Origin of the sequence: Thermoactinomyces sp. CICC 10522 (assembly GCF_016055075.1) — a bacterium.
Taxonomy (GTDB): domain Bacteria; phylum Bacillota; class Bacilli; order Thermoactinomycetales; family Thermoactinomycetaceae; genus Thermoactinomyces_A; species Thermoactinomyces_A daqus.
In genome coordinates this window covers 1-10,865 of sequence record NZ_JAECVY010000032.1, presented here as the reverse complement: position 1 = coordinate 10,865, position 10,865 = coordinate 1, and the positions used below count along the sequence as shown (strand labels likewise).

Here is a 10,865-nt window from a genome sequence, read left to right as displayed (position 1 = left end):
GTGGACAGAGTTACCGATTGCGTGAGAAGCTGACGAGTGGAGTTTACGGGGAACCTTCAAAGGCTAAATGAGGCACCGGGGTGGGTCAATTTTAAACCGACTGAAGTGGGTCAATTTAATCCCGGCGTTGACACTATGGTATCTTGCTCTTTGTCGCAAAAGGAAACGTTGTGGTAATTGTATTCTATTCACTTGGTTTGTTCTTCATGATCGGACCGTGGTCCGCTATGATGTCTTACATTAGCGAATCTTTCCCAACGCGCATGCGTGGTACTGCAGCATCCGTAGTTAATGCAATGGGGCCGGTGGGTGGAATCTTGGGTTCCGCATTGTTTGCTACCTTTGCAAAGACGTCGGAGGTGGTCGTAGGCGCATTTGTAGCTGGTGCTATTCCACTCTTTCTGTCTGGTATTTTGATGTTCGGTACTCGAGCAATTCGTCCGGGGCAAGATCTCGAATCCATCTCCACGTAAGACCAGACTCAGGAAGAAGACTATTTCCGTTCAAGACATCTCAAACTTCCATTGACTACAAGAACAGAGGTGGGCATCGTGGCGAAGACGCAAATTATCGCTACAGGAGGCACAATTGCCTCCTTACCCCAGGAGAACGGAGACGTGATCGCCACACTTGCGGGAAACCAATTTTTAGATCGGTATGAAACGATGGAAAACGTGACAATCCGAACTTCGGTAACCAAAGGTAGCTTTGCTTTTGATTATGAAACTTTGTATACCATTGGGAACGACGTTTTAGAGACTGTCCATTCTTCGGATGTATCTGGAGTCGTTGTCACACACGGAACGGACACGATGGAGGAGACTGCGTTCTTTCTGTCACTCATTGCAGCGGGCACGCAGAAGCCCATTGTGTTGACCGGAGCACAATTAAACGCGTCACATCCATCGACAGACGGGTTGCGAAATCTTATGGATGCCATTCGGGTCGCTCAAACACCCGTAGCAGGGAAGCTCAACGTCGTCGTTGTATTTGCGGGATTCATTCACACAGCACGGGATGTACAAAAAATTGACACGAATGCACTCGAGGCGTTCGATTCCCCAGGATGGGGACCCGTTGGCAGGGTGGATGAAGATCAAGTCATAATTGCGCGCAGTGTTCGCAAGTATCCCCCTCTACAGCTCAACGTACCTAAGCCCGTTGCGCTGATTCGATTAGGGGTGGGTATGACAGGAACTGAATTTCGTCGGATGGTAGATGGTTATGGCGCTGTCGTTCTAGAAACGTTTGGACGAGGTAACGCCCATCCTAGTTTTACAGCAGAAGTGAAATCACTTGTGCATCAAGGCGTTCCAGTTGTGGTAACGAGTCGATGTATCCGAGGCTCCGTTCTTCCTGTGTATGGGAACGGTGGTGGTAGGGATCTCGAAAGGTCCGGAGCATGGTTTGCAGGTGACCTGAAAGGGGAAAAGGTACGAATCCTGTTGGGCCTATTGTTAGCAAACAATGCGACATTTGATGAAATGGCAAACGTGATAGCTCAGTATAGCCAACCTTAATTGTGTTACTTGTAAACAATTACTTCTAATTCATAAATCTAGGAGGCGTTTTAAATGGCTTCGAAAGAAATCTTTGTCGCTTACGGTGTGGATGTTGATGCTGTAGCAGGTTGGTTGGGTTCATACTCAGGTGAGGATTCTCCGGATGACATCTCACGTGGACTTTTCGCTGGTGAAGTTGGAGCCCCGCGCCTACTTAAACTGTTCGACAAGTATAACATCAAGACAACTTGGTTTATTCCTGGTCACTCCATTGAAACTTTTCCAGAACAGATGAAGATGGTCGTCGATGCAGGCCATGAGATTGGCGCTCACGGTTACTCACATGAAAATCCGCTTGCCATGACTTCTCAACAGGAAGAAGATGTTCTCTTGAAGTCGATTGAACTCATCGAAAAATTGTCGGGGAAAAGGCCCTGTGGGTATGTGGCTCCATGGTGGGAGTTCTCTAACATCACTAACGAGCTATTACTCAAACACGGTTTTAAGTATGACCACAGCTTGATGCACAATGATTTCACACCGTATTACGTGCGTGTCGGAGACAAGTGGACCAAAATCGACTATTCGAAGCAAGCAAAAGAGTGGATGAAGCCACTTCAGAGAGGTAAAGAGACCGATTTGGTCGAGATTCCGGCCAACTGGTATCTCGACGATCTTCCACCTATGATGTTTATCAAAAAATCTCCGAACAGTCACGGTTTTGTAAATCCCAGGGACATTGAGCAAATGTGGCGTGATCAGTTCGACTGGGTCTATCGGGAATACGACTATGCAGTATTTACCATGACTATTCACCCGGATGTCAGTGGTCGTCCACAGGTGTTGCTCATGCACGAGCGGTTGATCGAATACATCAATTCACATGATGGCGTTCGATGGGCTACATTTGAAGAGATTGCTGATGATTTTACACGGCGGTTCCCACAGAAACAAGTGAGCCAAAATTCAACTATTTGAAGAAAACAAATGAATGGATGAAGCCAATGAGGGAGGTTGTGCTGGAAGAGCGTGACCCCCTCACCGTTTTTCCGAAAATACGATGAGGAGGTATGAACATGAAACTCGAGGGACGTGTTGCGGTCATTACTGGGGCTGGGAGTGGAATCGGACGTGGGATTGCTGAGCGATTTGCGTCTGAAGGTGCATCCCTAGTCGTTAATTATTACGGTCAATCGGCCGATGACATCCAGTTATGGTTGAAGTCTCTTGGCGGAACTAATTGTGTCATTGCAATAGAAGGAGATGTTTCACGGCAACAGACAGCACGAAATCTTATTGATACGGCAGTATCCAAGTTTGGAAGAGTCGATATTCTCGTGAATAACGCCGGGATATTGACACAAAGCAATATTGTTGACATGGAAGTGTCTATGTGGGACCGCATGATTGAGGTCGACTTGCGTAGCGTATTCCTTACCACGCGATTTTCAGTTCCACACATGATCAAACAACGATATGGCAGGATTATCAACATAGCATCACAGTTAGGCCAAAAAGGTGGAGTAGGACTGAGTCATTATGCAGCAGCGAAAGCAGGTGTCATCGGATTCACTAAATCCATCGCTTTGGAACTAGGAGTTTATGGTATTAATGCTAACTGTATCGCGCCCGGGCCGATTGAAACCAATTTAATTTCAGGATTGGACGAAGAATGGAAGAAAAAAAAGCAAAACGAGTTGGCAATTCCTCGCTTTGGAAGGGTCGAAGAAATTGTTCCTACCGCGTTGTTCCTAGCAAGCCAACCGGACGGAGACCTATATACCGGGCAAACGCTTGGCCCGAATTCAGGCGACGTCATGCTGTGATCGCTCAGTCTCGCCCTGAAAGGAGTAATGATCGTGTGTATTCTTTGCGGTAACCTCATGACCCAAGTTCATTGGACTGACCAGAAACGGCGTTACGGTGAAAGTGCCGAAGTTGAGGTTGGTGGTCAGGTCCAGCGCGATTATGTTCGTGAACGTTGGAAGCGAATCAGGATATTAAATGTCATTTTGTCTCATTATGCTCTCGAGGTTCGCGACTGGAACAATACGCAGTATATTGTTGCGGACAAAAAAGGCAACACCCTCATGGGGGTGAATTTAGAAGACATATGGTCCTCCGCAGGAAGATTAGCTGGAAGAAGGATTGACCCGTTGGATCCAAGTTTGATCCGTTACATTAAACAGAAGCGAGAGTTCGATTGAACGTCGAAGGGGGGTCACTTGCAAATGGATCGTAGCAAACTACCCGTTTACATCGTAACAGGGTTTCTTGGTAGCGGTAAGACAACCCTTTTACGGAATGCGCTTGCGAATCCTAGTGCAAAGAATACGGCATTAATTGTAAATGAATTTGGTGAAGTTGCCTTGGACCATCACTTGCTCAGAACAGCTTCTGAACAAATATCGCTTCTCGGAGGCGGATGTGTCTGCTGTCAGGTTCGAGACGATCTCGTGCAAGAAATGAAACTTCTGTTGAGTGCTCATGAATCTGGAGAGATAATTTTGTCGTCCGTGGTTATTGAAACGACGGGTTTAGCTGATCCTGCACCGATTATCTTTACAATCCTGACAGACCCTATGTTGCAACACCACTTTGAAATTGCTGGTACCATTGCAACAGTGGATGCTGTAAATGGACTAGAGCAATTAGAGAGGAATCCTGAGTCTATAAAACAAGTTATTACAAGCGACAAACTCATATTGACAAAAACAGATATTGCCAGTTCTAAGGATATTGACTATCTCATTCGAAAGTTGAAGGGTATAAACCCTGTAGCGGAAATAGTTACTGCCATTAACGGGCTTCTGATAAACGATGATTTATTTCAAATATCTCGGTCGTCTATCACGCTTGCGACACCGAATTTGGAGTCATTACAAAACCATACTGGGGAAACGAGCTCTTTTAACATTCGCTTTCAAGGAGCTATAGACTGGGCACCGTTTGTGGTATGGCTAAGTCTTCTGTTACATGCGCATGGGGAAGAAGTACTTCGTGTCAAGGGGATGCTGGATGTCGGTGAGGGTGGGCCTATTGTACTCCAAGGTGTGCAGCACGTCATTCACCCACCAGAGCATCTTTCGGAATGGCAATACGAAAAAAATGATTCCACACTGACTTTCATTTTAAGACGTATTTCCTCTGATGAAGTCATTTCCTCTTTGCGCGCCTTTAGTGGCTTCTTCGGGGGAGAAGTTCTTGTAAAGTAATTTGTATCCATAGAAACGTTACCATAAAGCATTTTTACTTTTTATATCTAGTGTATAAATCTGTTGGAGGTTGAAATGATGAGTGAATAAATACCAGAAAGTGGCTTCAAAGTAGCAATTATTCAGATAGATCCGAAGTAGGTCTTGAGAACAAAGCAAAAAAGTCCAAATGACGCTTGACTACATCAATCAAGCGGCTTTAAATCGAGCGTTTTTCTTTTATCGCCTCCCGATTGGGTCTATAACGTTATCCTTCGCTTCATTCAGCCTCGCTTCAAGGATTTGCTGAGGTTGGAAGAGGCAGAAGAATGTGCAATATACTTGTCCACTAAAAGCCTCCTATAAAACTCAATTCCTATGCTATTCTTTAAGTTTTCTTAGAGAATGTATATGGCAAAACAAAAGTGCAGAGTTCGGCAACCATTTATGCAGACTGTTTCCGTGACATAAATTCCCTATTTTCAGCAAAAATTTATTAGCACTTTACATGGAGAGACGGGCATGATAGGCTGATGTGCCATTGCGAACCCTTTGCGGTGTCTTCTTCGCAAAAAAATCATGCCCGTAGAGGCTCCATGTCAAGTACGGGTGAATTCATCAATATCGGGAAAATTCCTATCTTTTTTACCCTGGCAAGGCCTATGCACAAAACGGTTGCCGTTTTCTGTACTTTTTACTTGCCGAACACATAGGGCAATATATTGATGCATACACCAAACATCAAATCCTTTTTGAAAACGCAAAATTGATATCAGACATCTTGGTACTGATGATGAATAGTCGTACATTAGTAGCGATCTCAAAATTATCTTTTACCTATTAAAAGCGATTCATAGGTTGGCGTGATAATAAATCGTGTTTCCCAGTATCCGAATTTCTGAACAATCTCCGGAACAAGCGAAATAAACAAGGTTTTAAGCGTTCCCATCTGATGGCTAATCGCTTGAACCGCCGGGCTGGTTCCATCCCCCGGCAACGTTCGTTTCAGCATGGTGAACATCTCTTGTGCTTCGGTGATATCCCGAAACAAGATACTGAGACCCTCCTTTATTTTTTTTACGGGTTCGATCCCTCTACTTTTTATTATGTTCCGCCCCGTTTTTACCAGTTCCTCCAGAAGCAATCGCAATCGTAGTGCGAGCGGGTTTTTTTGGAACTTAGAACGTTCCATCGTTTTGTCGATGATCCGAATCGCTTGCCTGGTAATTTTTACAATCGTAGCGAGAAGTGAAACCATGTCATTCCCCTTTAGGAACGGAAGGATATGAGCCCTGGCGGGAGTACAAACAAGGTCGCTTAAAAATGATTTCTCATCACAGAATGACGGGAAGCCCGTTGCTTTCTCCACTTTACAAGCCGCGTTTTTGAATAAAGGTTGTTTGGAGACCGGATCCCAGACATCGAGCGTCAATTCATTTGCGGCTTGGTTTTCCTCAAGTGAACCATAGTGGAACGGAACAAACACAGACCCTTCGAGAACCGTATCCGTGATGCGGGCTGGAACGACTATTGAGCCGCGCCGGGTTTCCACTCTGACAGGGTCAGCCGGTCTAATCTCCAAGGCTTTGGCGTCCTTTGGATGAATTTCCACATACGCTTCCGGCGCAGCCATGTGCAAAAGGGGAGCACGTCCCGTTTTCGTCCTTGTATGCCAGTGATAAACAATCCGGCCCGTATTTAAATAGAAAGGATAATCGCGATCGGGCATTTCCGGTGGAGGAGCCCAATCCGCCGCATAGAGAATTGCTCGGCCGTTGGCGTTTAACTTTATAAATTCCTCTCTTGTTCTGCTGCGCCCGGTCAAGAGATCGTGCCCGTAGGATTCGGCATCATCTACCTCTGTATGAAAGTGAAAATCCGAGTACAACCGGATCGTCCCATTTGGATGCTCCTCATTGCAGGGCCACTGGATTCCTCCAAGTTTTTCCATTTTGTCATAAGTCATCCCTGACATATCACAAGGGCGTCCTTTAGAAACGATGCGCCATTCGTTAAAGCATTCCTCTGGCGTACGATATTGGATAAGAGGGTTTCCGTCCTTATCCCGAAAATCCATGCGTCGGGCAAAATCAAGCCAAATTTCAAAATCGGAGGGAAGGCCAAACGGAGGATCAACCGCTTTGCGAAGAACATTCACACGGCGCTCCAAGTTGGTCATGGTTCCTTCTTTTTCTCCCCACATCGCGGTAGGAAGCACCACGTCTGCCAGCTGAGCTGTCTCACTTAGAAAAGGATCTTGCACGATGAGAAAAACGCGCTTCAATAAATCGATTACTCGAGTGCGATTGGGAAGGGAGACCACCGGGTTGGTACCCATAACCCACATGAATCGAATCTGTTCCTTTTCAATCAAATCTAGCATGTTCATGATATGGGTTTGCGGTCCTACCGGAAGAAGGTGGACATCGACATTCCATAGATCGGCAATCTCTTTTAAATGTCTTGGGTTTTCGCTGTTGCGGTAACCCGGGTAAAAACCCGTTCCCCCGACTTCCCGGTTGGACATGGAGCTTGGCTGGCCGGCATGTTGAAATGGACCGCATCCGGGTTTTCCGATTTTCCCCATGATTAAATGCATGGAGTTGACCAGTGTTGCCGCCGCCGTCGCATCCATGCTTTGGTAAACGCCTTGCAGCAAACACGTAACCGTTTTTCGGGAGGTGCCGATCCATGTCGCCGCGGTAATCAAATCGTTTGCGGGAACCCCGGTGATTCTCTCCACCAGCCTCGGATCATATTTTTCCACGGTTCGCCTCAATTCTGAGTACCCGACGGTATGCGCCTCGATAAAATCAAGATCAATCCAATTGTTTCGAATGAGGAGATGGATAATGCCGTTCAAAACCGCCACATTGGTTCCACTTTTTGGGCGCAGTCTAAGGTCAGCGAAGCGCGTGCTTACATCCGCGCGCGGATCAATTTCAATGATCTTAGAGCCGTTTCTCTCCCTTGCGTCCAGAGTTCGTTCCCACAAAACGGTATTGGTTTCATTGCTGTTGCGCCCCAAATAGACAATGACCTCGGCTTGATCCATATCTTCGATCGAAGCGGGAGGACCATCCGCCCCAAAGCTTTGAATGAGAGCCCATTGGGCTGTTGCCGTACATAACCGCGTATTGGCATCCACATGGTGGGTTCTTAACCCTGCCCGCGTAATTTTGGCAATAGTATAATACTCCTCCAAATAAGCTTGCCCCGTATGATAAAAGGCGAGGCTGTCCGGTCCGTTTTTCTGAAGCTGGCTTTTCACTCTGTCCACAATCAGCCCCATCGCTTCGTCCCACGAGGCAGGTACTAACTTACCTTTGGCGTTCCGGATGAGCGGACTAGTTAACCGGTCGATACTGTTATTGGCATACCACTGGTTTTCCCCTTTGGGGCCAAGGCGCCCCCGATTGACGGGATAATTGACGTTCCCTTTAATTCCCACAATTTTATTGTTTTTCACGGCAATAAAGCAGCCGCAACCATTGGAACAAATGTTACAAGTGGAATAGACAAATTTATCGACACTTCCCTGCGAGTAAATATTAATATCCTCACGAGAAGTTTCCCAAACCATGTTCATCTCCCCTTACAAACGCTAAATTGGCGGGACGCAAAACCTTGCGCAATTGATTGGTCGTGGAGAAAAATGGGAATAGAGCCATTCTACGATAAGGGGTGTAAGGAGGGATCATGGGAGGAAGCTTGGCGTAAATTGGAATTTCTTCCGGCGGAACTCCTGTTTCAACACGAAAAGGGGGTGTGATTAACTGGAAAAAAGCAAGTTTATTAAATGAATAGGATCGCTTCATAATGTCACTCCTCTGATCGAAAGTTAATTCCAATCTATTCAGAAAGATAAGGCGAAATGATTGATAATTTCCTTTTTCACCTGAGCGTTTTAATCCGCTAATTTTGATTATCAAGAAGAGGCAGGGCTAGACCCTGTTTACAATAACCTTACCATTTTACTGCCTGTGCCTTATTAAGGCTGAGGGAACTTACCCTCAGCCTACTTTGCAGCCCTTACTACCGAAGAGATGCAAGCTATGAATTCAGGGTTTTGGACTGTAATTTGAGGAAAACGACCTAGTTTCCATGCAGATAGAACGGTCATACGATATCATCATGTAACTGTTCTTAAAAAGGAGTGGATTGTATGGAACACGTAAAGCATCCTATGTACCCAATGCCTCCTAGGCATCCGATATTTCACTATCCAACACATCATCACTACCATCCGTTGTACAAAGCATACCGACACAGCAGAAAAGCCACGAAGATATTAAAACACATTCTTTGTCATAGATGGCATCACTGGGATCATTGGGATCATTCCTCGAGCAGTTCTCATTGGAGGGACAGTAGTTCAAGTGGTTCCACAAACGCTTTTCAGGAAGACAATAACTCCTAATCAAAAACATTGAATATAGAAAGAAAGGAAATGAGAAAAATGGATTTTGGTTATCCCTATGATTATCCGTACACGATTTCAGTTCGTCGGGAAGAAAAAAGACATCCTGAAGCGATGCAGGAGATCATAACCAAACATATGAGCATAGCAGAAGACATCCAACGAAGGATATCCAGTATTGACGACAGGTTTGAACGAATCGAAAAAATGGTACAGGAAAGAATGAGACGAGGTTAGCTTTGATTCGTCAAGGTATCCGCGTCCGCCGGTGCTACGAGAATGGCGGATGCGGACTTTAATGGTGCTTCCATGTATGTTAAAACAAGTTTGCCAATGAGGCTCCAGTAAAGTTGGTTGTTTCTAATTCTTCACGGTAAGGTGACTCATTCCTCCATTTCTATTTAGAACCCAAATCCTCCGCCGACAAAGACGAACCGAAACAGCTACCTCCGAAACCGCCGAAACCACCAAAACAACTAAATCCCATTTATCTGCCTCCCTGTTTCAAATTCGGTATATCGTATTCGCGGATGAAGAAAGGGAAAGTGCTTTTATCCTATATCCGTTGATTTTTGGACCGATATCTTCTTAGACCGTCTTTCCATCCCGCGAATAACGTCTGCTCCGGGTGATTCTTTTGTTTATTGACAACAAAAAAGCCATCCTTTTGGACGGCTGATGGGCTGGCTATCTGGATCATTAACTTAAACAGAAAGACAGGAAGATCCCATGGTTATCATTCGTTCAGCCCTTCCCTCGGATGCTTTGGCCATTACTGAAATATATAACCAGGGAATTCAAACACGACGAGCCACTTTTGAAACATGCTTATATACAGTAGAAAACAGGCGGAAATGGATCGTTGAGCAAGAGGAGCATTATCCCATCTTGGTAGCGGTGCTTGATGAATTGGTAGTTGGCTTTGCATGTGTCCATCCTTACCGATCTCGAGACTGCTACCGGGGTATTGGTGAATTTTCCATTTATATTCGAGATGGTTATAAAGGCCGGGGAATTGGGAAACAGCTGCTCCATTCACTGGTGGAAGCATGTGCGAAGCGTGGTTACTGGAAACTGGTCTCAAGAATCTTCGATTTCAACCATGCGAGCAGGGCCTTGTGTCGAGCATGTGGGTTTCGAGAAGTAGGAATCTATGAAAAACATAGTAAATTAGATGGCGAATGGCTTGATTGTGTCATCGTTGAAAAGCTAATTATAGAAAACCTTGATTAACGAATAAAGAGTCATAACCCTTTGTACAGGGAGTGACTCTTTATTCGTTATTTCCCTTCTTTCGCAAACTGTATAATCCGTGCTTCAATTTGGTCTCGAACGCGGCGGAACACTTTCCATACTTCTTCCTCAGTTCCCTGGGCTTTGGCTGGATCTTCAAATCCCCAATGATCACGGTGAACGTGAGAAGAGGTCATCGGGCATTTGTCGTTCGCATCACCACATACCGAAGACACCAATTGCAACGGCGATGGCCAACTCAAAGTTATTGCTTGCGGCTAAAACGAAACAAGAAACATTACAACAAAGTAAATTAACAGAGGAATGGAGATTCGAATTACATCCAACGGTAATTGAAGGACCAACTCACCTTTTAAAGAGAACATGACAATAATCGTCAACAGCAATGAAATGAGTGTAATGGGGCTGATGGCTGATTAAAGGAATGAATTTAGTCTCATACCATTCACGTCCTTTAGCTTTCACCAATGCAAGACGGGTGATCATGCCGGCAAC

Annotated in this window: 9 protein-coding genes and 2 pseudogenes; 7 read left to right on the top strand and 4 right to left on the bottom strand. The window is 45.4% G+C overall.

The genetic code is table 11. The features are described 5' to 3' along the window. Positions 1–143 precede the first annotated feature (143 nt). The 6 genes from I8U18_RS18385 to I8U18_RS17015 all read left to right on the top strand — a co-directional run bounded on the left by I8U18_RS18385 (position 144) and on the right by I8U18_RS17015 (position 4,717). A complete protein-coding gene (locus tag I8U18_RS18385) occupies positions 144–473 on the top strand; it encodes an MFS transporter (RefSeq protein WP_370589430.1) in 330 nt (109 codons plus the stop codon). Between the two features lie 78 nt (positions 474–551). Further along, positions 552–1,520, top strand: a complete 969-nt coding sequence (locus I8U18_RS17035) for an asparaginase (RefSeq protein WP_370589428.1) — start codon at positions 552–554, stop codon at positions 1,518–1,520. A 54-nt stretch (positions 1,521–1,574) separates the two neighbouring features. Continuing rightward, the gene (locus I8U18_RS17030) at positions 1,575–2,480 is read left to right on the top strand and encodes a polysaccharide deacetylase family protein (protein WP_198065136.1); all 906 of its coding nucleotides are present in this window, start codon (positions 1,575–1,577) and stop codon (positions 2,478–2,480) included. A gap of 98 nt (positions 2,481–2,578) precedes the next feature. Further along, positions 2,579–3,328 (top strand): 3-oxoacyl-ACP reductase family protein, encoded by a 750-nt coding sequence (locus I8U18_RS17025; protein WP_198065135.1) that lies wholly within the window; start codon positions 2,579–2,581, stop codon positions 3,326–3,328. Positions 3,329–3,355: 27 nt separating this feature from the next. After that, positions 3,356–3,709, top strand: a complete 354-nt coding sequence (locus I8U18_RS17020; protein ID WP_198065134.1) for a hypothetical protein — start codon at positions 3,356–3,358, stop codon at positions 3,707–3,709. 24 nt (positions 3,710–3,733) lie between these two features. Then, positions 3,734–4,717 (top strand): CobW family GTP-binding protein, encoded by a 984-nt coding sequence (locus I8U18_RS17015; RefSeq protein ID WP_198065133.1) that lies wholly within the window; start codon positions 3,734–3,736, stop codon positions 4,715–4,717. A gap of 805 nt (positions 4,718–5,522) precedes the next feature. Here I8U18_RS17015 and I8U18_RS17010 read toward each other — a convergent pair. After that, positions 5,523–8,279 (bottom strand): molybdopterin oxidoreductase family protein, encoded by a 2,757-nt coding sequence (locus I8U18_RS17010; protein WP_198065132.1) that lies wholly within the window; start codon positions 8,277–8,279, stop codon positions 5,523–5,525. Next, entirely contained in the window at positions 8,257–8,514 is a 258-nt protein-coding gene (locus tag I8U18_RS17005; protein ID WP_198065131.1) for a hypothetical protein, read from the bottom strand. The genes I8U18_RS17010 and I8U18_RS17005 overlap by 23 nt, the downstream gene beginning before the upstream one ends. A gap of 1,331 nt (positions 8,515–9,845) precedes the next feature. On the opposite strand from I8U18_RS17005, the gene I8U18_RS17000 reads away from it, so the two are divergent. Continuing rightward, complete coding sequence (locus tag I8U18_RS17000; RefSeq protein ID WP_198065130.1) at positions 9,846–10,349, top strand: arsinothricin resistance N-acetyltransferase ArsN1 family A; 504 nt, start codon at positions 9,846–9,848, stop codon at positions 10,347–10,349. 47 nt (positions 10,350–10,396) lie between these two features. On the opposite strand, the pseudogene I8U18_RS17915 reads toward I8U18_RS17000, so the two are convergent. Next, positions 10,397–10,579, bottom strand: a pseudogene (locus I8U18_RS17915) (low molecular weight phosphatase family protein); the annotation flags it as partial. Beyond that, positions 10,572–10,865 (bottom strand): annotated as a pseudogene (locus I8U18_RS16995) (arsenic resistance protein); the annotation flags it as partial. The pseudogenes I8U18_RS16995 and I8U18_RS17915, both read right to left, overlap by 8 nt.

Bases quoted from the DNA above. Each gene is read 5' to 3' on its own strand.
- I8U18_RS17025 (WP_198065135.1), top strand. From the start codon at position 2,579: ATGAAACTCGAGGGACGTGTTGCGGTCATTACTGGGGCTGGGAGTGGA.
- I8U18_RS17030 (WP_198065136.1), top strand. From the start codon at position 1,575: ATGGCTTCGAAAGAAATCTTTGTCGCTTACGGTGTGGATGTTGATGCT.
- I8U18_RS17010 (WP_198065132.1), bottom strand. From the start codon at position 8,279: ATGGTTTGGGAAACTTCTCGTGAGGATATTAATATTTACTCGCAGGGA.
- I8U18_RS17015 (WP_198065133.1), top strand. From the start codon at position 3,734: ATGGATCGTAGCAAACTACCCGTTTACATCGTAACAGGGTTTCTTGGT.
- I8U18_RS17000 (WP_198065130.1), top strand. From the start codon at position 9,846: ATGGTTATCATTCGTTCAGCCCTTCCCTCGGATGCTTTGGCCATTACT.
- I8U18_RS17005 (WP_198065131.1), bottom strand. From the start codon at position 8,514: ATGAAGCGATCCTATTCATTTAATAAACTTGCTTTTTTCCAGTTAATC.
- I8U18_RS17020 (WP_198065134.1), top strand. From the start codon at position 3,356: ATGATCGTGTGTATTCTTTGCGGTAACCTCATGACCCAAGTTCATTGG.